Source organism: Bacteroidota bacterium (assembly GCA_016722565.1).
Lineage (GTDB): Bacteria > Bacteroidota > Bacteroidia > 2-12-FULL-35-15 > 2-12-FULL-35-15 > 2-12-FULL-35-15.
Genome location: JADKIU010000003.1, coordinates 175631 through 197088 on the forward strand (window position 1 = coordinate 175631; position 21458 = coordinate 197088).

Genomic DNA, 21458 nt, shown 5'->3' on the forward strand with positions numbered 1-21458 from the left:
AAAACATGTCAAGTCTTAAAATAATTGGAAAAACCAAAGACCTTAGAACTAATACAAATGTTCTATATGTTGAAATTCTTGCTAAAGATTATATTAATCTCGTTGGTGATGATTTTGACAAATTTGAAATTCAACGAAAAAGAGTTGACCCAAAAAAATATTCGCGATTGAAAGAGGATTTCAAGAAAGGTGCATTATTACCAACAATAACTTTAGCAGTAGAATTTTCACAAGTAGAGAAATATCTAAAACTTATTGACAGCGATGATTTTGCTTCAATAGAGAAGCTATTAATTAATAGTGAACAGATTTACATTCTTGATGGCTTGCAGAGGACTTATATAATTGACGATTTATCAAAGGATGGAGTCGAGTTACAGGAAAATCAAAAATTATTACTTGAAATTTGGTTTGAAAAACAGATTAATCACTTAATCTATAGATTAATAGTTCTTAACTCTGGACAAAAACCAATGTCAATGAGGCATCAAGTTGAACTATTATTTATGACATTAAAGAATAGTTTATGTAAGGATATAGATGGGTTAGAGTTGTATGTTGAAAAAGATAATGCAATAAGAAGTAAATCCAAAAAATTTGCCTTTGATAGAATTGTAAATGCATATTATAGTTTTCTTACAAAAAGTCCAGAAACAGATAGAGACAACTTAGTAGTGAAAAAACTTAATGAGGATGATATTTTATCATCAACTGAAACTGAATTAAATGAAAATTATATTTGTTTTAAAAAATATTTAGCAAAATATTGTGAAATAGATGAAGAGATATTTAGGATATATAATAACTCTTTAGAGCTATCAAGTTTTAAAAACTGGTTAAGTGAAGAAAATACAATGAAAGCTTTTTTTGCAGCAGTTTCAAAGTTTAAGATTGACGAAAAAAGAGAAGCAAGGATGGACTTGGCGCTTCATAAATTGTTGACAACGTTAAAACAAAGCCAAGAGAGTGTAGACTGTTTGGATTTAGCACAATTTAATGAGATAAAAAGAGGAATAGATTCAAAGAAAAGCAATGTAGGTGTTGCATTAAGAAAAACAATAATGGATGGTTTTAGAGAGTATTTTATGAATGAAGGGGAAGAATCTTTTATTGAAAGTTTAAAAGTTGCTACAAGTTAAAATGACTATTTCAGAAATTCAAAATAATTTGGTTGGTATAAATCAAATAAATAATTTGACAGCTTGTTTCGAATACTCATATTCAGCGAGTTTGAAATTCCTTCAATTAGATGATTTTGTCGTTCATAGAATAGAGCTCCTAAATAATTCCTATGACAGCAGTGTATCAAACACGACTATTGAATTAGCTGGCGTTTCAATAGGAGATATATTTTATCTCAAGGATCATAAGTTTGAAACTGCGTCTCTAAGTGGTTTTCAATTTTATGCGTATTTAAAGGAATGTGAATTAGCCGATATTGCATTACCTGATTATACATTTAAATATAATTATCTTTTAATTCATAAAGATTATATCGATGAATTTCATTTAAAATACAGCTCAACATCAGCGGTTTGGGGTGGGTTTAAAATATCAGAAAACACAAACGTAATAAATTATTATAAAAAACAAATTCCTACAATTACGATACCAGATGAGTTAAAAGAGCTTGATTTTTACGCACAAGACAGCATTTTCAGAGCCTTGGACCAAAAACATTCATTTGAAAGGTATTTAAAATTATACCATCTTTTGGAGTTAGAGTTTGATTACTCATTAATAAAAAAAATCCAAACGTTAAATATAACAACTGATAGTAATTTAATTGGTAGTTTGCTTAATGAATACACCAGAACTGAAAATGATCAATTATATGACCTAATTTCATCAAAATGTTCCAATATTTTTAGTTTAGCATTAAAACTGAATGGAGTTAAACCATATCAAGCTCTGGGTGAAGAAATCTTTATAAAATTTGGCAAGAATAAGGGTGGTAGTTTATTTTTAAATGATTTAACGAAGTATAACGCTTTATTAACGGATGTAGATTCTTTTATAAGTACTTCTTCGGTAAAAACACATGTTAATATAAGTCTTACAGATTATAATAAATTTATTCATACGGTCACTGCTTATTGGATTTATAGAATAAGATGCAGTATAGCTCATTTTAAAATTGGCGAATACATATTAACAAGAGATAAAGAGGATTTTATTGTCGAATTTGCAGAACCTTTGATTAAAGAAGTTTTGATACAGTTTTATAAAAAGTAGTATGAGGCAATTAACAAACCTTGAAATAAGTAGGATAAAACTTCTAACTGAAAAATCTGTTGAACTTTGTCTGATTGAACCAACTGGAACTGGACTAAAAAAGTCGATTATGGATGCTACAGGTTCAGTACGAACCTATTTAAAAGCCAGTAGGATTCACGATTTTGAACTACAAAAACAAGGGAAGGAAAGTAAAATACAAATTACTTCATTTTTAATCTCATCTGATTTATTAGTAAATTCAGTTGCATCATTATATCGTCCGAATACTAAAAATGGTGATCCAAGAATTTGGTTCAAAGGATTAGGGGCATACTCAAAAGCAAACGATATTTTAGGAATAATTGCTTTTGAGGATGGCTTGTACGTTTTGAATATTACACAACTTGATTTACACAAGTTAATTGAAAGTAAAATATCAAATCCGCTTCAGGATTTGGTTAATACAATAAATCAAATTTCTAATGAAATTTCAGCAGAGCTGTTGATTCTATTAAAAAAAATTGCCATAAAACCAGTACCTGGAATGCTAAAAGCAGACACTTCGATTGGAAGAACACTTGAAACTCTTTTAGGAATTGAAATAAATTCATCAAAAAAACCGGACTACAAAGGGATCGAATTAAAAGCCTTCAGAGATAATAGAGGAAATAGAAAAAACTTATTTGCTCAAGTTCCAAATTGGAAATCTAGCAAATTTAAAAGTTCTGCAGAAATATTAAACGCCTTTGGATATGAAAGAGGGGATGATTATAAATTGTATTGCACAGTTTCGAGTTTAGTAAGAAATTCACAAGGTCTTCAACTAAAAATGGATACAAAATCAAATCTCCTATTTGAAAATTCAGATAAATCGTCTATTGGTGATTTTGTTGTTTGGGGGCTAGAAACTTTACATAATCGATTACTAGAAAAGCACAATGAAACGTTTTGGATTTCTGCAGAACCAATAATAATTGATGGTAAGGAGCATTTCCAATTTAAAAAGGTAGAACATACAAAAAAACCTATTGTTTCTCAATTTGACATTTTACTTGAGCAAGGAATAATTACACTTGATCATCTAATTAAAAGAAAAGCAAACGGAAGTGTATTAGAAAAAGGTCCGATTTTCAAAATAAAACCCAATGCATTAAATTTATTGTTTCCTCCTAGTCAATTATATTCATTAACGAAGTGAGAAAATAATAATTAAAAAGCTGTTATATCAATTACGCCATTATTAATTGCTGCAGTTAAATCCACTGTAAAATTATCAATTTCCCTCAAAAAAGGCTTACCATTAATATTATTAATTGCTTTCGAATTGACTGGAACTATTGCATATAAAGCAGAAGGCATATAAATTGCGATGAAACTTCTAAACAAATAGACTTTTGTTCTTGATTCTGTCCATTCATCTGGATCATTAAATAAGCCCCAACCAACAGTTGGCGAAAGAAGGTTGCCGCTACCGCTTACTAATAATCTTTCTTTTGCTTTAAAACTTTTCACAGAAATCAACAGATTGAATGGATGGCCTAATAAAGAAAAGTCAGCCATCCAATTCCATTTATCACCTATAGTTTTATAAATTTGAGGAACTCTCGCCAAAAGAGCTAATTCACATAATCTTTCAGAAATAGTTCCCGTTGTTTTTCCGTTTATTGGATTTTGAGTATTTAAAAATTCTAAACGAGCAACTATGGCACTTATCTGTAAATACTTTGCTTGAGGAGTTGATGTCTGTAGTCCCAAATGGGAATAAACATTATTTAAAATTCTATCAGATTCTGTCATGTTTTTTATATGAAATTTATTAAAATAGTACCATTAAAGGAGTGATATATTAAAAATAGCTTAAACTATTTACCAACTTAAGATCCAAACCACTCCTCCGTCTCCTTATCCTCAAAATACACATAACAGCCTTTCATTCCTCTTGTCATTAAGGTCCTATAGGTGTTCTTTATAATAGAACGAGTCATTTCTTTCGCTTTTTCTGGTTCTTTTAGGAGCATTGACTTGTATCCTTTAATACTTTGGTCTTGTTTGGAACGTTTTGATGGGTCAACCAATACTTTCCCATCCCTAACAATCAAATCCTTTCCTACAATTACTCCAATGTAATCCACTTCTAAGCCTTGGCAAGTATGAATACAACCTATTTCGTATACAGAATTGGGCATTTGAATACATAGACTCCCATCCACAGATAAATTCCATTTCATAGCAAAATTGTATTCGGGAATAATAATGTCATTTGCATTTTTATCATTCTTACTTTTCCAATCCCAACAATATCCTGCCACTAATCGTGCTTTGTTATTTGCTTTGTTCTTTTCAAAAATAATGTCTCGCAATTCATTGGGAGAAGAAACCACTTTAAAATCGTAACCCAACTCTTTTATATCAGTATTGGCTGTTTCACGTATTTGTAGCATTTGGTCCAACCAAGCTAAATAACCATCAGAGCCGGCACAACGAAATTGGGATGACAATTCTAATTCATGAACGATTGCACCCTCTGATTTTGCCCATTTTTTAATTTCTTCTTTGTTTCCAATATCTTTCATTGTTACTCGCTGGTCTTCATCAATAAAGAAAACTGAGAACTTGGATGCTGAAATAATTTCTTTCACCTGGTTTTCGCCTAAATTGGAATATAAACCAGACTTTTCATTTAAACGGTGCGCTTCATCAACCACCAAAGTATCAAATGTATTTTTAGCCGTATCGGTAAAAGCACCAGAACCTTTAAATAAATTAGAAAATTTTGTTTTGGTTAATGTCTTTGTGAGTTTACTAGCATATACAGCACGAGGAGCGGCATTCTTTGAAACATATTGAACAACCTTTGATAAATTCGTTATTCCAACAAGTAAATTTATAGCAACTACAGATTTTCCTGTTCCCGGTCCGCCTTCAACAATCAATACATTTTTATTTTTAGCCGTAGATTCTTTAGCCAATGCCATTGCATTTTCATAAACAATCTTCTGCTCGTCTATCATAATAAACTCTTGATTGCCAGCAATCATTTTAGCAAGACTCTCAGAAAGCATTTTAGATGGTCGTATTTCGCCTTTATCAATGCGGTACATAATGTCCCCATCATCTCCTGTTTTAACAAATGCTTTAATGAATTCACGCAATTTGGCAATGTCTTTTTTTAAAAAGACAGGTGCTTCATCTAAATATTTTTGATAGAATGGGTTTCGGATAACATCATCCTCAATATAGTTATGCAAGTAAGCACAAGGATGAAGTTGAATATTTTCGTTTTGAATGGTTGTATTAAAATCTTGCAACAAAGCAGCATAAGACCAGGCTTGGTAAGACGGGTGGTTTGATTCATGAAGTCCTTTTCCCAATGCTGTTTTTACAATCCCATCTTTTTCGGTAAGTTCAGAAGCTTGCCATTGTTTTAATTCTACAATTACAACATGATCTTTACTATTTTCGTTTTTACCAGAAATGATAAAATCTATTCTCTTAGAAGTTTGAGGAATTTGGAGTTCAATAGTTACTCCTGTGTTATAAGGAATCTCAGGGTCGCTTAACACAGTATTCATATAATGAAGAGAGTTTCTCCATGAATCTTGTTCTTTCTTTCCGGTTGAGCGATGTAATTTAGTTTCGTAAAGTTTGAGAATGATATTCTCTATATCTCCACTAATAATATCATCTTCAAAACCTTTTTTTGTTTTTTGGTAGACGATCATTTATAGCTCGTTGTATTTCTTAGCGTTTCCTTTTGCTTTGTCTACGGGATATTTTTCGCCATTGGCATTAATCTTATCCAATACAATTTGCTTCACATCCAAATTGTGCTTCTTCGCAAGTAAAAGAGAATACGCCAACACATCGGCTAATTCGTTTTTTAATTTTTCTACATTAACATCTTTAGCCTCTTTCCATAAAAACAGCTCATTCAACTCCCCCGCTTCAATAGATATTGCCAAAGCAAGGTCTTTTGAATTGTGAAATTGCTCCCAATCGCGCTCGTTGCGGAATTTTATTAAAGCATCAATGATTTCCTCGATATCTGACATGTGAAGTATTTTATCCTTTTCAAATATAAGAAATCCAAACCAATTTTTTCAAAAAATAATGGGAGTAGCAAAACACTACTCCCATGAAAAACTGGAGTATTTTTCATGTTTCAACTAAAGCGTTAATGGGTGATTGAGGCAGTAGCTCAGAATCTTAGCTAAGACCGTAAAGTTTTTAACCCGACAATTATGTCGTTAAATCGGTCCGCGAGAGCATGCACTATTTGCAATTGCAATTCTACGGGTACAAATTACCGACCATCCAATACCGACAATTATGTTTGGCAATACTTTAAGATTCCAATAGTTTACAAGGAGATTATTTTTTCGATTTTTTCTAAAATCAGTGGATGCCTTTCCGCGACCATCAGCGGATGGATCTGAACAGAAATAATCTCTTCGAATTGTGAGTGGGCTTTAACTTCTTTGAATCGTTCTACAAGAAACCCCTTAACGGCTTCATCTGAGTCTATTATCTCATCAACAATATTTATTCTATTATCTAAAACATAAATGATGTCCTCAAAATCATGGCTAGTTCTATAATCTTTTCCTCGATCTGCAAATGCAGAAAATTTAGTTGCCAAAAAATATGGAGCAGATAAAATACTTACTTTTTCATTTTGCAAAGCAACTTCTACCAAATACGAAAAGCCCGGTTGATACCAAGGATTCGCAGGTCCGATTGGTCCATCCTCTGATGGCATGATATCAATAAGAACATCTTGATAGGTATAACTACAAATTGCATGGCCTTGAGGATTTGGATGAAATCCTAGCTCTGCTAAACGCACCTGTATTTTAGTCCAAGCGCCAAATCCGTGTAGGTTGATTGTCATATCGATATCTTGAGTAGGCCTGATTTCATCGGCTGCCGGATCATCGGTGTACAAACTAATAACAGCTCCACCAACAAACACCATCTGTTTTTTTAATTCTTTTAAAGCACTTGCCACTTTTTCTACAATAGCAATATTGATGATTTTATTTTCCATTTAACAACATCTTTTCCAGTTCTTTTTTTGCTATCTCTCTTTCTCTTGCTCTTCCCACTCGAATGGCATCAACCAAAGCTAGTAATTCATATAATATTTTATCATTTTTTATGGCTTCTACAACACTCGGATATAATGGGACAATTGCCTGTCCTCTAATTTTTCCTACTCCTGAAGGCCAAACATAATTGTCCGAACTTACAATTATTGAATTAAGCGGAGGCGCAGAATGAGCTGTAGGAATGCCCCTAACAATTGCCCCGGGTTGCTGTGGAAATGCATAACGAAGCCCGTATATCAAAAACTCCAGCAATGCCATTCGCATCACCTTCTTTCTAGAGTCGTCTATCAAACCTGCATACCTCGACCTATTGAGTGATTGAGTTACCTCCGATTGGCTAATTCCTATATCATCTGCTAATGTATGATGGAACCATTCCTGATCTCCCAATGCTATTATTTTAAGCAAGACTACGACATCTTGTGGTCTAATATTGACTTGTGTTTGTTTCATAATATTTCATATTGCGATATGCAATATTACAAATATAAAACAACAAAAACAAGCATTTCAGCATATATATTTCATATTGCGATACGCAATAAATTCAACTTGTTATCGATTTTAGAATTTGTATATCGATATAAGAATAATAGAACCCTTTATCATAGCTGGTGCGATGGGACATGATTTCAATTGTATGAATCGTTTCTTGCTCAACCTAATAAATCCATAAAATCAAAGCACATTATTGGTAGATTGTTATAGGAATATGCTATTTATAAGTTTATTTTAGAATGTTGGCACTTCGCTTCTTTCAATTTTAATTCGATAAAAAGCTTTGCGCTTAGTAATTCCTGTTAAGAAAATCGTTATTCTATAATTGTCGTATTCAGTAGATATTTTTTTTATATCCCCAACCTTTTGAGTTACACTCGAAACTATTTTTTCATTGAACTTTAAATCATACTGAACAGAATTGTCTTTCACATTCACTTCATTCATGTAAATTGAAAAATTTTCGCTCATTTGGCTATACCAGCCGGGCCCAGTGTATCGTTCCTCATCATAAATTAAAGTGTATTTGTCAGCATTAGAAGAAATCGGGATATTCAAGTTGGTCGTATTTTCTAATTTTTCCTTTGCAAATGTGATTGCTTCAACCTTCTTGATGCTTAATTGTTCTGCTTGTGATTCAAGCAATTTGATTTGCGTTTTTATTTTATCTAAATCCTTTACCGATTTAACATTGTTTTCTGAATACAATTCTGACTTTAGTGAATCCACATTTTTAACAACTACAGTTAAACTATCACTGGTGTTTATCACATTGGCTTTAGCGTTATCTATTCTAGTTTGATATAAATCACGCAAAGAAGCAAATCCACTTTTCAAACTATCTTCAATAATTGTATAGCTTAAAAACTCGCACATTGCATGAACACGGTTATATTTCATAGAGTCCTTTTCCATTAACTCTACAAATTGTTTTACATAAGGCGCAATCGTTTCTGAATCTTGTTTTCTAGTTTGAAGTTTTAATTCATAATTCTTAAAAATAAATGTAGTATATGCTGTGAAAGCGCCAATAATAATCGTTCCAAAAAAATATTTTAGAAATTCAAACCAAAAAGCAGTCTGTTTTTCTTTGAATGCAGCTTTAGCTTCAAAAATCTTCTGCTCTTCCTGAAACCATTGCTTTCTATATTCTTCATATTGCTTGAAAAGCTCGATGTCTTTCGGTTCAACAGCAATCTTTTTGTAGTCTTCGAATTTTATCATTCGTAAATATTTAATTAAAAATTCATATTAATCTTCTCCAACGTATACCTGATTGACTCCGTATACTGACGTATCATTTAATGCGATGGCTTTAAATACAATTAATCCGGTATAAGTAGAATCTTGAAGCCAATATTCAACGGTTGTATTTCCATCCGAATTTGAAAGGGTTCTATTAAAAAAAGCTCCTTTTAAATTTCCTAAAGAATCCATTGCTTTGTATGTCAGATCCTGCCCTTGTGAAACAGTACCTCTATTTCTGCTCAAGCTCATTGTCAATACAAGTTTTTCTCCCAAAGCATTTGTCATTAATGCATTGCAATTCACATTAATATGTTCTGCATATGCTGTTGTAAATGTAATGGGGCTTGAATTTATATTTTGTGCCCCCACAGTAGTTGCGGCAGAAATTATTGATTGTCCGACAACTACTGATTTTAAATATGCTGTTGCATTCCCTGCATTATCGAAGGTTACATCTATGGTATTGCTCTCATTCGAAAATTTTCCAATATTCGCAGTAAGGGTTGTCTGTTTTATTGCTGTCGGATAATCCGTTTTTAATTGGATTTTCAGGGTAGTATCACCATCTGCTGTTAATATTGGCGTAGCAGAAAAAGGAACAAAATAAATTGATCCATCTGGCACAACAGGAATGTCTTCTTTATAGCAAGAACTCAAGACAAAACATAAAATAACGAATATAGGGCTTAGCTTTTTCATTAGGATTTAATTAATACAGTTATTATTTTCTCAGGAGTTGTTTCATTATCAATTGTGGCTATTGCTTTTAACTCAAATTGATCAGATGGTGTTTTAGAATTTCCGCTGATTGAAAACGTTACCAACTCATGTATTGTCTCTATTTGGGAAATACCATTGTGTTCCACGCTTAGTTTTTTACTCTTATTGTCAAAACAAATATTGCTATTGTTACCTTCAACAGAATAAGTTATCTTCAAGTCAGCAAACTCTTTTAAATTATCTGTCCATTCTACAGCCAAACTCAGTTGAACATTTTTTTGATTTGGAAAAATAATTTCCAACGGACCAGCATCGTTGAATTTAAATTTTGTGATTGTCATGTTTATTTTTTTATTATTCGTTACCAGGAAAAATTAAGTCAGTTAGATTTTTTATATATTTTTTCACATCCAAGTCTAGTGAGATTGATACATATGGTGTTGCTTTGAGATGGTAGTCTTCAATCAACAAATTTTGATCCCTCTGCTTTGAAAACACAAAACCTCCGGAAATTCGCCCGTAATCTCCTAGTCGATAGGCCACACCTGAAAGAAGGGCTAAATTTTGTGATGTTCCTACAAGTCCTTTCCGATATGTAACATCATTCACCGTTTTTTCAACCGACACAATTGTTACCCCTGATACAATCGAAATTTTTTTACTCTGGACATACCACCAACTTTTGAATGGGGTATTACAGATGTTTTTGTATTTACGATAACGATAACGTGCTTGTCGGTTAATAGATGCTAAATTAAAATTAACACCAGTGTACGGAAGCACTTCATCCCATTTTTTTGTTGTATTATTTGAATATCCTAAATTAAACATTCCATAAGCAATGCCAATATCGGCTGTTATATAATATTCCGCACGTGTCATAAAGTTGGCAATTGTGCTTCCAGCAACAGGCATCTTAATATCAATATAATTCAATACATCTTTTGCATCCAACAAATCAATCTGACCGGTTAGTTTATAATAGCTCTCTCTCAATACACTTGTGGAATTGTAATATGCCAATACTTCAGCATATAGTTGTTTAAGGATATTTGAAAATGTTAGCCACCCTTTTTTGTTTCTATTAAGTGCTTCAAGTGTAGTATATTCTGTTTTTAATTTTTCTAAAAAAGCTTTTTGATTTGTATACATTTCTTCAACACTTGCAGAATCAAGTTTTGTTTCTAAATCATCAAAACTTGCAGGCTTATCCGTCTTTATATTATATTTACCCAGCATTGCTTTTTTAATGTTTTGATCTCCGTCAACGCCATTTATGATTTCAAGAATCCAAGGGTTTTCAGGGAATTCAAATTCTGTTTTATTTTTAGGATCTATAAAATTGTTGAGATCTTGTCTGAATACAGTCCATGATTTCATAATTTTTTTTGAATACTCTGCTTGTCCATTCAGTTCTCCTTTTATAACAGCCATTTCATTCGCCAATTTGCTCCAATCAAGATTAGAAACAACATTCCTATTTTCACTTTCAAATTCAATCTTTTTTTCTTTTGAATATTGAAAGTCAATCTTTGATTTCCCGTCCTTATCTTTTCTATTTTTTGAATACAGAACATTTATCCATTTATCCAAGTTCTCCGAATATATTGTATCCAGACGCTTCATTGTTTGGCCGGGGTCAGTTCGATAAATTGTCTTGAAATCATCTCGAATGCTATTCAATAAAACTTTCTTCTGCTCTAAATTTATTACTCTCAATTCGTGTCCACTGTATTTTCTTTCTAGCTTGAACAGAAACTGATAACCTGCATTTGCCTTAAGTGCTGGCATTGCGATATAAAATGAATCCTGAGACTGTGTGGATGTATAATAAGTTTTCTTCCATTGGCAGATGCGATACGTTCCTTTTAAATCCTCATCACAATTACAGACAAATACATCTTGTGTATCTTTTGTGTATATCTGCTGCTCGCTTGCTTATAATATACGGTTATAGAAACTATTTCAGAGTCTACAGCTCCGTAAAAAACAAAAGGAACATCAAAAGGAAGTGTTTGAAACCCTTCAATTACACCATTTTTTAGATCTACTTTAATTTTTTCATAATAATCTCTTCCGATTTTTTTAGGTGGATCCTCTGTTTCCCCTTTTGAAATTTGCCAAAAAAATATTAAAAGAAAAATTAACATTGATTTAATTAGATGAAGTTTCATAAATTATAGTTTTATGTTAATGATTATAACTTAAGCAAATTATGCCTTATATTTTTTTCTTCGTAAAGCAAATTGAGTTTATAGAAACTCCCCAATGAAAAAGCTGATATTTTTCATTCATAATTGATTTACTAAAATTTTGATTGAGGGAGTAGCTCAGAATCGTAGCTAAAATAGTAAAGTTTTTGAACCTGCAAAATTATTTTTAAATCAATCAGCGGGATCATTTATTGTTGTGGCGTCTTTGGCGTCTTTATGGCGTCATCAGCATTTCTCAAAACTTTTACAACACGAATTGTTCTCCCCCGTGGATTCGAACCACAATTTTCAGTGTCAAAAACTGATGTCCTGCCAATTAGACGAAGGGAGAGGATAAAAAAAACGCCCACAAGAATATTCTTATGGGCGTTTGCATTTTTAAATAACATCCACAAGCACATCAACCGCTTTGTTGCAGTTGTAGGACAAGTTGAATTTGAATGTTCATTGTTTTCATTTTTCTTTTATTATTAATCTTCTCTGCTTCCATCGTCCGCCATTCTCACAATTTTTGGAGTGAAGCGGGCAAGCACATCCACCAAATCTGTTTGAGCAGCCATTACCATGTCTATATCTTTATAGGCCATGGGTGCTTCATCCAAACCGGCTCCAATCAATGTTACACCATGATCTTTCAAAATGGTGGTCATCTCATTTTTTGTAATGGATTGGATTGCTTTTGTTCGGCTCATCTGACGGCCAGCACCATGCGAAGCCGAATTTATCGAATTCACTTCTCCTTTTCCTCGTACTAAAAATCCGGGCGCGGTCATTGATCCGGGAATAATTCCCATCACATCTTTCGAAGCCGGTGTTGCACCTTTACGGTGAACAATTACTTCCTCTCCATTCCAAATTTCTTTCCAGGCAAAGTTGTGATGATTTTCCACTTTTGCTAAAACGGTTCCACCAATGGCTTTTGCCAAACGGTTATGAATGACTTCGTGACAGGCAGAAGCATAATCTCCGGCTAAGTTCATCGCCATCCAATACTCTTGCCCTTCAGCAGAATTCAAATCTAAATATGCAAGATTCGCAGCTTCTTTGGGCAATCGACAAAGTTCTTTCGCCAACTTGGTATAATATCCGGCAACGGTAGCACCAAATCCACGCGATCCGGAATGGGTTAACAAAGCAACATACTTTCCTTTTTTGATGTTTAATGGTACATCGTCTTCAAGCATTTCAATAATCCCCCATTCCACAAAGTGATTTCCACCACCCGATGAACCCAATTGTGTAAAGGCTTTATCCTGCAAATTTTTCACAAAGGAGTCATGTTGAATTCGGATCTATCCAATACAGCATGATTCGCTTTTTCTCTTCCTTGCCATCCATTACCTGCACCAAATTTTGTAAACGCAATTAATTCACGTTTGAATTTTCCGTGGTTTTCGGTAAAATAGGTTTCCGGAATATCAAAAATGGATAAGGCCATACGGCATCCGATATCCACTCCCACACCAAATGGGATGATGGCATTTTTTGTTGCCAATACACCACCGATGGGTAAACCATATCCTTGATGAGCATCCGGCATTAATGCTCCTGCAACGGTTACTGGTAAGGTCATTGCAATTTCCATTTGGTTAATCGCACCTTCTTCAATATTTTTTGCACCATAAACGGCATAACCATTATGTGATTCTTTTAAAGGAATAATCTCACGTGTATCTTCGTCTTCTGATTTGGGTTTTTCCAATAATGCAGCAGCAATAACTCCTAAAATTTCATCCTCCATATAATCGATTGGCGACAAGACCAATTTCGAAAATTGTTCAAGCACAAGTTCTTTTGTTGATTTACGAAATTTCTTTTCGATCACAACGATTGCTACACCAATGGCTTTACCTTGCGGGAAGCCGATTGCTTTAAGGTCTTCTCCTGTTATGTTTAATTTGTTCATGTTTTATGCTGTTTAATTTACGTATAATTTTCTTTTCTAATTCGTTTTTACTAATTGTTTGCTGTTTGTATTCCATTACTTCTTCAAAAAACGATTCGGCATAGAGTCGATCAGCACCAATTTTAATCATCAATGGAAATTTAACACCATCTGATTTTTTCCGCAAATAACTGATTTCATCTGTTGTTAAATCACTTTGAATTTTTTCCCTGTTAGTGTAAATCAAGCAGTATTCAACATCAATTAAAGGGATGAGTTGCTGCTCAATAATATCCTTTATCCGTTTGTTGGAACTATACCAGAAGAAATAGTTCCCTATGTTTTTTGTCCGAAACTTTTTTAATTGGTTGTCGCGGATCTGTTGATTGACAAGATCCCAGATGGCTAACAAAACAATGATTGCAATAATTGACAATGTAATTTTATAAAAATACAAGGCCGCTGCAACAAGGATTAGGATCACTGAAATATTTACAATTCTTTTCATGGTACAAATCAACAAGCTATCTGCGCAACCAAATTGCGCAATTGAAATTATTTTAAAAAATAAAGGGCAATGTTCGAAAAATGTTGTGTTTTTGCGTGACAGGCGAAGTAACAATTTTCAACGGCACCTTTGTCGGTTTACATGGATTCGAACCATGGACTCCCGTCTTAAAAGGACGGTGCTCTGCCAACTGAGCTATAAACCGGTATGAATGGGCAATGAGCGAACAAAGCACGTGAGGTGCTCTAACCAACTGAGCTACAAAAGCAATCCGTTACGGGAGTTGCTAGAGGCAGGACTTGAACCTGCGGCCACCCGATCCTAAATCGAAGTAGCTCTGTTCTACGACACCATTCAATAATTTTTGATAAGGAAAAAAGCGTAAAGCGTTTTTTTTGCTGAACTACCCTGCTTTCGCAGGGGCCGGAATTGAACCAGCGACCTTTCTTCTTTCGAAGAATGTTCTGACCGAAGTATCGCTTTACTACGTCACTTACCAATATTTTAAAACAGGTAAAATCCAGTAAGATTTTTCTGCTCTACCGACTGAGCTATCCACCGAAGCGGAGTTGGATTCGAACCAACGACACGAAGTAATTCTTACCTACGACACTGTTTACAATTTTTTATGAAAGAGCAAAATTCGATCAGAGATAGTGGGGATTCGAACCCCTAGCCTTTCGGCATCGGCCAGACGAAGTAACTCTTAATCAACGGCATCTTTCATCCCGATGATTATCGGGATTGTCAAAAGCAAAAAGCGATTCGGGAACGGGGATACGCATTGAGGATTTGCACCTCTCCTTTATTTTCACAAAGGCCCTTCCCCTGATTGGAGCGAAGTATCCCGTTTCTACGGCATTTTGACAATGTCTATTAATATTTTACAATAATTTAAAGAACGTTTGTGACCGGGGTGAGATTCGAACTCACAATTTCTTTCGAACAGTATGGTTGTAAATACGCTTCCCTACTTTGATAAATCATTTCGGTGTCCCGCACATGCGGGATAAATTGAACTCATTATAACGTGCAGTCATAACCAGATATCCATACACTCCGTGGTTCCGTAATTTTACCACAGCTTTTCCTTTTAAGCTACCAGGCCTTGTTAAACCCCTCTGTCAATGTTAACAGAGGGGTTCCTCTTTTTACAACTCTACTTGTTTGATTTTCTCTACTGCATTCTCACCGTTTTCGATGGCAGCCAATACATCAAACACTTTATCTGACCAACCTGCAATCAAGCAGACATCATTATTCAGCATTTTTAATGGAGTGTTTCCATAACCTGCCAAATCGAAAACATATAATTTTGCTTCCGGAGCTATTGCTTTGTATGCCTTCCATGATTTCTCAAGGCTTGAGCTTCCAAAAGTGCTATCCCACATCTGTGCATCGGTGAACATCATCACTTTATCCATTATCACTTTACGTGCGATCAAATCATCGATCACTTTGTAACCGTTTGTTGCGTAACCCACTTCTCCTTCACGTTTATAGTATTCGTCAACATTCGACAAAATTCCACAGTTAGGCATGTTGATTACTTTCCAGGTATCACCAAACATACCAGTTACCACACGTTTACACTTCGACTGCATCAACATCCCCAACATCAATCCGATATCGAAAAACAAAACTTTGCTTTTTGCGGATATTGATTTCTGCATCGATCCCGAAACATCACAAGCAATCAATACACGGGTTGTTACATCAAAACCTTTTAGGTTTTTAATACTTGCAACCACAGCGTCTTCCAATGCATTCAGAACCATGGTAACAAATTCTGATTTCAACACTTTCACCTCACGGTATGCTGCAAGGAAACGGAAAGGCAATTGTTTTGAATTTGAAACTGCAATCTCATTCGACAAATAGGCACATACGCTCTCAACATGCGCTGCAGATACATTTGCATCCAAGATGTTACGTAGGTTTCTCATCAAAGCCATGTAACCAATCTTTTTGCTATCAATCAATTCTTCCCATTTTGCTTTTACGGCTTCAGCCTTCGCTTTTTCATTTTCGTATTTGATCTGACCAACAGCCGACAATTCTGTTTCCCAAGTATATGGTACCGCCAATTGGTTCGAAACAATTTTATTGAACACCGCTTGCTGAGCGTCATCCTTCGCTTTCGGGTGAACCAAAAACAAGGCATCACGCAATTTCACATCTGTTTCACGGTTATATTTTCCGAACTGATATTCATCAAATTGATTGAACGATACCGACAAACCCTTTTGAATTTGCTTTGAAAGTTTATTCAATTTTTTAGCACCTGTTCTTTTGTTCGCCAATTGATAATATGCAAGCAATTCGGTGATTTCATCTGCACGTTTAACAACTCCACTTACCGTTTTAGCAACAATTGCATTACCGGAATTTGTTTTGGCCAATTCAACAGCCAATACCATTGAGATACTTCTCATATACATTTCGTTACGTGTATATACTGCCAATCGTGCAACATACTCCGGATCATTCTTCACGATCAATGCTTTGATACGTTCCAAGCGGTCTTCCCCTTTTTCATAAAAGGTATCACTCAATCCGGCTGTCGCAACAGCTGAATACAATTCCATTTCAGGAGTTAACGCATACGCTTTTGCACCTTCGTAGTTCTTAACTACCGTTGCATTCTTTTTGAAGATGTTGAATTTCATAGTACTTGTTTTTTAATTTTTGTAAACGATTGCTTCTTTTATTTTTTACTTTTCAATATGTTTTCACTTGTTTCATATTGACGATGCAAAGATTCTACACAAGTACGCATTCGAATTGCGCAGATAAATTTATTTTCTATTTTTTCTATAATCTACTCATTTCCAGCACAATTAAATTCGTTTCAATTGCTTCATTTACCCAACTACGCAAATAGATTGCGCATTAAAATGATATTTAACTATATTTGATCCTCCTTAATCTATTCCAATATGCCGATAAACAAACTTGCCCTCATTCGTTACAAAACAATTGATAATTGTTTGCAGAACCGTTTCCGTAAATGGACACTGGAAGATCTGATGGAAGCCGTATCCGATGCTTTGTATGAATACGAAGGAATGACCAAAGGAATCAGCAAGCGCACCATTCAACTTGATCTGCAAAACATGCGAAGTGAAAAGCTTGGATACAATGCCCCCATTATTGTAACGGATAAGAAGTATTATTCCTATGATGAAAGCAATTACAGCATCACCAATACTCCTTTATCCAAGCAAGACCTTGGCACACTCAATGAAGTACTGGATGTTTTAAAACAATTCAAAGGATTTGGTTATTTCCAAGAGTTAACCGGAATGGTTACAAAACTCGAAGACAAAATCTACAAACAAAAACACAAAGGCCGATCCTACATTGATTTTGAAAAGAACGAATTATTGAAAGGACTTGAATTCATTGATCCGTTGCACAAAGCCATCATCAGTAAAACGGCTCTTCAGTTATCCTATCAATCGTTTAAGGCAGAAAAGCCGAATGACATGATTTTCTTTCCTTATCTCTTAAAAGAGTACCGCAATCGTTGGTTTGTATTGGGAGCAAATAAAAAATCGAGAGGCATTATTAACCTGGCCCTCGACCGCATTGTTGAACTGAAGGAACTCCGTTCGGAAAAATACCATGAGAACAAACTGATTGATATAGCAACCTATTACAATGATACAATTGGAGTGACAAAAGCCATCGGACAAAAACCTCAAACAATTGTTATCCGAATAGACAAAGCGAATGCACCTTATGTTAAAACAAAACCACTTCATACTTCTCAAACTATTCTCAAAGAAGATTCCGAAGGAATGATTTTTAGCATTACCGTAGTATGGAATTTTGAATTAGAGCGGGAACTGTTAGGCTTTGGTGAACAAATCGAGGTGCTCGCTCCGAAACGGTTAGTCGGCACCATTCAATCACGATTAAAAAACAGTTTAAAAAAATATCACAATCCAAACGATTAATGTGGTGTTGTGTAATCTTTCGATGCTATTTAAATAATAGCACTACTACAACACTTCCTTAAATACTTTGACAGGGTTCCCTCTCAAAAGCAAGTTGTGTTCCATCCATTGATCCTGAATTTTTTCATTCGCCTGTTCCAGTTTCCAACTTATCAATTTATTCTTCAAACGCTCTGTCGCCTCCTTTTTGTTCATGAGTTGCGACCGTTCAGCAGAAGCAGTTACACTTATTCCGGATGGCAAATGTGTTGCTCTTACCGCTGACTCCGTTTTATTGACATGTTGTCCACCTGGTCCGGATGCTCTCATTGTCTGATACACAACATCTTTATCGTTCCATTCCATTTGTTTTGTTATGTCATGAACAATCACACCAACAAACCAGTTCTTACGCTTATGATATTTACGATACGGGCTTTGTGCGATCCATTGCACACTTCCTTCCCACTGAGTGCAAAACAGATTTGTTCCTTTTCCTTTCAACATAACCATTGCCGATAATAACGTACCGGCAATATTTCCTTTTACGGATTCAACCATCGTTGTTTCTAGTTCAGCAGTGCGAGCATGCTTGAGAATTTTCTCAAGCACTTTCGCCACCACTCTTTCGCATTCTGCAGGTCCTTTTCCTGATGTTATTTGTATTATTTTCTGTTCCATCATTTTTATTCTTTATTCATTCTTACAATTTTAGGTGTGAACTTCCCATGAATATCCACAAGGTTTTGTTGTGCCACCATTACTTCTTCGATGTCTTTATAGGCAAAGGGAGATTCTTCCGAACTCGCTCCAATAAGTGTGACACCTGCGCTCTCCACCATTTTTCTGAATGAAGATACAGTGATACTTTCTTTGGCCTTCTTCCGTGACATACTTCGCCCTGCTCCGTGAGAAGCAGAATTGAGTGAATCGGAAATTCCCTTTCCAACAACCAGGTAACCGGCATCAGTCATATTACCAGGAATGATTCCGAGTTCTCCTTTATGTGCAGGTGTTGCACCTTTGCGGTGAACAATCACTTCTTTTCCATCTAACTCTTCTTTCCAAGCAAAGTTATGATGATTTTCTACTTTCACGAAAGGCTTTAATCCAATTGCTTTTGAAATATTGATGTGTATTCGATCGTGGCAAGCTTTTGCATAATCTCCTGCCAGATTCATACTCATCCAATACTCTTGTCCTTCGGCTGAATTCAAATCTAACCAAGCCATGTGTTGCGCTACTCGAGGCAGCTTACAAACTTCCATCGCAAGTTTGGTATAATGTTGCGCCACGTTTGCACCTAGTCCTCGTGAACCGGAGTGTGACAATAGCCCCATGTATACACCGGCAGGCAAACCAACTGTATTGTTCTCGTTCAGTTCTATGAGTCCGAATTCCACAAAATGATTTCCACTGCCTGAGCTTCCCAACTGTCTGATAGCTTTACCATGAAGTTTACGGAGCAATTCCGTTTGGCGAAATTCATCGCGGTCAAGGACTTCGTGTTCCTGTTTGAACTCCAAGGCACCATCCATGCCAAAGTGTGTAAATTCTTTCAGAGCTGTTTTCAACTCATAGTGATGACGAGAAAGATAGTTCTCTGGCACTTCATAAATTGACAAAGCCATACGGCAACCGATATCTAATCCCACACCAAATGGAATTACTGCATTCTCCACAGCTAGCACACCACCAATCGGTAAACCAAAACCACTATGTGCATCTGGCATCAATGCTCCGCGAATACTCACAGGAAGACTCATAGCGATCTCCATTTGTTGTTTTGCATCCGCTTCAATTCCCTTTCCACCATAAATCTTCAGCAATCCTGTTTCCTGTAAAAGATCATACGAATTGAAAGCCTTCAACTTATCTTTAACGATGAAGGTATTTGCCAGAAGTCCAAACAAAGGATCAAATTCATAATCCGCTGGCGTTTCTTTAATTTTTTGAAACAATGCAAGAATTTCTTCTTTTTTCGCATGTTTCATATGTCTGGAAGCAGTCGTTATTGCAACACTTCTCGACACATCATTCTCAAATCCGATTTTATTGAGGTCTTTCCCTCTTAATTTATTATTGCTCATGTTTTATTTTTAATAATTTTTAATTTCCATTTCTATCTTAGAAACAGATTCTGTTTTAAACAAACTTTTGTACTTCATCTTATCTTGTTTTTTCCAATTCGAATTATACTTCGCATATCCATCTAGGATCTTATACATCTTATTCCTTAGATTATTTTTAATGAGATAATTCTCATACTCTTGCTCTGCTTTCATTAAAGCTGGATCAATAATCTTTACATGTGTGATCATATTGGGTATTACTTTAAGTACAAATCTCCAGGGCTCCTTGAACACAAGTACTTGTCGAAATAAGTGCCAGTGTTTCGGGTCATACCTTCTCTCAAGATTAAAATACGTTCGTTCTTTTTCTGTTAACTTTAGTGTTCTTAATTGATAGAGTTCTATTACCGGCAGTTGTTGAACACAATCCACATATACCTTTTTACCTTTTTGTTTCTTCCGCTTTTTAAAATCTTTGCGGTGACTATAGGCAGGCACATTGATTTTATCGATAATCTGCTGAAAAATAATTGCATCACTTGTTCTTGCAACATCTTCGCGAAGTACAAAGAAACGTTTCCATCCTTTTTGTATCGGAGGTACGAGGTCGGCATAACCGAGATTATTATGTTCCCTTCTGATACGTTTCAATTCTTTGTATACGTAAATCAGTTTCTTCTCCAGATCTTTTTTCTGCAATCTTTTTTTTGTCCGTTCAGTCTTTAAGCGGCTGCATGAGGCATAGAACTCCCTTTCACGGGTATGCATTTGCATGTGTGTTAAATTGTGATTAAATAATTTAATTATTGGAACCTGCTATACAGGATGTCCGCTGCAAAAACTGAACGAGTTTTTAAGAAAACCTCATGATTTTTTTTGATAACGCGGGACTAAATAAATTTGACTTGATCAAAAGACCTTTTAAGCTAATAAAATAAAAAAGGGATTTAGAGCCGCGTATTACGCAGTGAAATGCAGGGATGATATGTGTTTGCGCTCTTGCATGTGTAGTTTCCTCCTATCATTAAATTGTATCTCAGAGGTGAAA

21 protein-coding genes and 1 tRNA gene are annotated in these 21458 nt (G+C 35.0%); 4 read left to right on the plus strand and 18 right to left on the minus strand.

Going from position 1 to position 21458, the window contains the following annotated elements; genetic code table 11:
- Window positions 1–5 precede the first annotated feature (5 nt).
- Genes IPP64_11900 through IPP64_11910 form a run of 3 tightly spaced genes read left to right on the plus strand, consistent with a single transcriptional unit; the run spans window position 6 to window position 3415 of the window.
- The gene (locus IPP64_11900; protein ID MBL0330091.1) at window positions 6–1139 is read left to right on the plus strand and encodes a hypothetical protein; all 1134 of its coding nucleotides are present in this window, start codon (window positions 6–8) and stop codon (window positions 1137–1139) included.
- A gap of 1 nt (window position 1140) precedes the next feature.
- Entirely contained in the window at window positions 1141–2235 is a 1095-nt protein-coding gene (locus IPP64_11905) for a hypothetical protein (protein ID MBL0330092.1), read from the plus strand.
- Window position 2236: 1 nt separating this feature from the next.
- Window positions 2237–3415 (plus strand): MvaI/BcnI restriction endonuclease family protein, encoded by a 1179-nt coding sequence (locus IPP64_11910; GenBank protein MBL0330093.1) that lies wholly within the window; start codon window positions 2237–2239, stop codon window positions 3413–3415.
- Between the two features lie 11 nt (window positions 3416–3426).
- Here IPP64_11910 and IPP64_11915 read toward each other — a convergent pair whose 3' ends face one another.
- The 15 genes from IPP64_11915 to IPP64_11985 all read right to left on the minus strand — a co-directional run bounded on the left by IPP64_11915 (window position 3427) and on the right by IPP64_11985 (window position 17066).
- Window positions 3427–4014 (minus strand): hypothetical protein, encoded by a 588-nt coding sequence (locus IPP64_11915; protein MBL0330094.1) that lies wholly within the window; start codon window positions 4012–4014, stop codon window positions 3427–3429.
- Window positions 4015–4091: 77 nt separating this feature from the next.
- Entirely contained in the window at window positions 4092–5939 is a 1848-nt protein-coding gene (locus tag IPP64_11920) for a DUF2075 domain-containing protein (GenBank protein MBL0330095.1), read from the minus strand.
- Window positions 5940–6269, minus strand: coding sequence for a nucleotide pyrophosphohydrolase (locus IPP64_11925; GenBank protein MBL0330096.1), 330 nt, complete (start codon window positions 6267–6269; stop codon window positions 5940–5942).
- Between the two features lie 308 nt (window positions 6270–6577).
- Complete coding sequence (locus tag IPP64_11930) at window positions 6578–7264, minus strand: nucleotidyl transferase AbiEii/AbiGii toxin family protein (protein MBL0330097.1); 687 nt, start codon at window positions 7262–7264, stop codon at window positions 6578–6580.
- Complete coding sequence (locus IPP64_11935) at window positions 7254–7778, minus strand: hypothetical protein (protein MBL0330098.1); 525 nt, start codon at window positions 7776–7778, stop codon at window positions 7254–7256. The genes IPP64_11930 and IPP64_11935 overlap by 11 nt, the downstream gene beginning before the upstream one ends.
- A 279-nt stretch (window positions 7779–8057) precedes the next feature.
- Window positions 8058–9047, minus strand: a complete 990-nt coding sequence (locus IPP64_11940; GenBank protein ID MBL0330099.1) for a hypothetical protein — start codon at window positions 9045–9047, stop codon at window positions 8058–8060.
- 27 nt (window positions 9048–9074) lie between these two features.
- Complete coding sequence (locus tag IPP64_11945) at window positions 9075–9770, minus strand: hypothetical protein (GenBank protein ID MBL0330100.1); 696 nt, start codon at window positions 9768–9770, stop codon at window positions 9075–9077.
- Complete coding sequence (locus tag IPP64_11950) at window positions 9770–10132, minus strand: hypothetical protein (protein MBL0330101.1); 363 nt, start codon at window positions 10130–10132, stop codon at window positions 9770–9772. Before IPP64_11950 ends, IPP64_11945 begins: the two co-directional genes overlap by 1 nt.
- A 13-nt stretch (window positions 10133–10145) precedes the next feature.
- A complete protein-coding gene (locus IPP64_11955) occupies window positions 10146–11582 on the minus strand; it encodes a hypothetical protein (protein ID MBL0330102.1) in 1437 nt (478 codons plus the stop codon).
- A gap of 77 nt (window positions 11583–11659) precedes the next feature.
- Window positions 11660–11965 (minus strand): hypothetical protein, encoded by a 306-nt coding sequence (locus IPP64_11960; GenBank protein MBL0330103.1) that lies wholly within the window; start codon window positions 11963–11965, stop codon window positions 11660–11662.
- Window positions 11966–12474: 509 nt separating this feature from the next.
- The gene (locus tag IPP64_11965; protein MBL0330104.1) at window positions 12475–13272 is read right to left on the minus strand and encodes an RtcB family protein; all 798 of its coding nucleotides are present in this window, start codon (window positions 13270–13272) and stop codon (window positions 12475–12477) included.
- Window positions 13269–13910 carry an RtcB family protein gene (locus IPP64_11970; protein ID MBL0330105.1) on the minus strand — a complete coding sequence of 214 codons (642 nt, stop codon included), beginning with the start codon at window positions 13908–13910 and terminating at the stop codon, window positions 13269–13271. The genes IPP64_11965 and IPP64_11970 overlap by 4 nt, the downstream gene beginning before the upstream one ends.
- On the minus strand, window positions 13876–14397 hold the full coding sequence (locus IPP64_11975; protein MBL0330106.1) for a hypothetical protein: 522 nt from the start codon (window positions 14395–14397) through the stop codon (window positions 13876–13878). Before IPP64_11975 ends, IPP64_11970 begins: the two co-directional genes overlap by 35 nt.
- Before the next feature lie 132 nt (window positions 14398–14529).
- Window positions 14530–14602: transfer RNA gene (locus IPP64_11980), tRNA-Lys, on the minus strand.
- A 946-nt stretch (window positions 14603–15548) separates the two neighbouring features.
- Window positions 15549–17066, minus strand: coding sequence for a TROVE domain-containing protein (locus tag IPP64_11985; protein MBL0330107.1), 1518 nt, complete (start codon window positions 17064–17066; stop codon window positions 15549–15551).
- Window positions 17067–17336: 270 nt separating this feature from the next.
- On the opposite strand from IPP64_11985, the gene IPP64_11990 reads away from it, so the two are divergent.
- The gene (locus IPP64_11990) at window positions 17337–18359 is read left to right on the plus strand and encodes a WYL domain-containing protein (GenBank protein ID MBL0330108.1); all 1023 of its coding nucleotides are present in this window, start codon (window positions 17337–17339) and stop codon (window positions 18357–18359) included.
- 45 nt (window positions 18360–18404) lie between these two features.
- Here IPP64_11990 and IPP64_11995 read toward each other — a convergent pair whose 3' ends face one another.
- Genes IPP64_11995 through IPP64_12005 form a run of 3 tightly spaced genes read right to left on the minus strand, consistent with a single transcriptional unit; the run spans window position 18405 to window position 21109 of the window.
- Entirely contained in the window at window positions 18405–19019 is a 615-nt protein-coding gene (locus IPP64_11995) for a peptide chain release factor H (protein MBL0330109.1), read from the minus strand.
- Between the two features lie 5 nt (window positions 19020–19024).
- Window positions 19025–20428 (minus strand): RtcB family protein, encoded by a 1404-nt coding sequence (locus IPP64_12000; protein MBL0330110.1) that lies wholly within the window; start codon window positions 20426–20428, stop codon window positions 19025–19027.
- 9 nt (window positions 20429–20437) lie between these two features.
- Entirely contained in the window at window positions 20438–21109 is a 672-nt protein-coding gene (locus tag IPP64_12005; GenBank protein MBL0330111.1) for a hypothetical protein, read from the minus strand.
- Window positions 21110–21458 lie beyond the last annotated feature (349 nt).

What these genes read in the sequence shown, in the direction of transcription:
- IPP64_11950 (MBL0330101.1), bottom strand. Translation starts at nt 10,132, where the DNA reads ATGACAATCACAAAATTTAAATTCAACGATGCTGGTCCGTTGGAAATT.
- IPP64_11955 (MBL0330102.1), bottom strand. Translation starts at nt 11,582, where the DNA reads ATGCCAGCACTTAAGGCAAATGCAGGTTATCAGTTTCTGTTCAAGCTA.
- IPP64_12000 (MBL0330110.1), bottom strand. Translation starts at nt 20,428, where the DNA reads ATGAGCAATAATAAATTAAGAGGGAAAGACCTCAATAAAATCGGATTT.
- IPP64_11930 (MBL0330097.1), bottom strand. Translation starts at nt 7,264, where the DNA reads ATGGAAAATAAAATCATCAATATTGCTATTGTAGAAAAAGTGGCAAGT.
- IPP64_11905 (MBL0330092.1), top strand. Translation starts at nt 1,141, where the DNA reads ATGACTATTTCAGAAATTCAAAATAATTTGGTTGGTATAAATCAAATA.
- IPP64_11925 (MBL0330096.1), bottom strand. Translation starts at nt 6,269, where the DNA reads ATGTCAGATATCGAGGAAATCATTGATGCTTTAATAAAATTCCGCAAC.
- IPP64_11970 (MBL0330105.1), bottom strand. Translation starts at nt 13,910, where the DNA reads ATGAACAAATTAAACATAACAGGAGAAGACCTTAAAGCAATCGGCTTC.
- IPP64_11900 (MBL0330091.1), top strand. Translation starts at nt 6, where the DNA reads ATGTCAAGTCTTAAAATAATTGGAAAAACCAAAGACCTTAGAACTAAT.
- IPP64_11975 (MBL0330106.1), bottom strand. Translation starts at nt 14,397, where the DNA reads ATGAAAAGAATTGTAAATATTTCAGTGATCCTAATCCTTGTTGCAGCG.
- IPP64_11910 (MBL0330093.1), top strand. Translation starts at nt 2,237, where the DNA reads ATGAGGCAATTAACAAACCTTGAAATAAGTAGGATAAAACTTCTAACT.
- IPP64_11945 (MBL0330100.1), bottom strand. Translation starts at nt 9,770, where the DNA reads ATGAAAAAGCTAAGCCCTATATTCGTTATTTTATGTTTTGTCTTGAGT.
- IPP64_11935 (MBL0330098.1), bottom strand. Translation starts at nt 7,778, where the DNA reads ATGAAACAAACACAAGTCAATATTAGACCACAAGATGTCGTAGTCTTG.
- IPP64_11990 (MBL0330108.1), top strand. Translation starts at nt 17,337, where the DNA reads ATGCCGATAAACAAACTTGCCCTCATTCGTTACAAAACAATTGATAAT.
- IPP64_11960 (MBL0330103.1), bottom strand. Translation starts at nt 11,965, where the DNA reads ATGAAACTTCATCTAATTAAATCAATGTTAATTTTTCTTTTAATATTT.
- IPP64_11920 (MBL0330095.1), bottom strand. Translation starts at nt 5,939, where the DNA reads ATGATCGTCTACCAAAAAACAAAAAAAGGTTTTGAAGATGATATTATT.
- IPP64_11915 (MBL0330094.1), bottom strand. Translation starts at nt 4,014, where the DNA reads ATGACAGAATCTGATAGAATTTTAAATAATGTTTATTCCCATTTGGGA.
- IPP64_11995 (MBL0330109.1), bottom strand. Translation starts at nt 19,019, where the DNA reads ATGGAACAGAAAATAATACAAATAACATCAGGAAAAGGACCTGCAGAA.
- IPP64_11940 (MBL0330099.1), bottom strand. Translation starts at nt 9,047, where the DNA reads ATGATAAAATTCGAAGACTACAAAAAGATTGCTGTTGAACCGAAAGAC.
- IPP64_11985 (MBL0330107.1), bottom strand. Translation starts at nt 17,066, where the DNA reads ATGAAATTCAACATCTTCAAAAAGAATGCAACGGTAGTTAAGAACTAC.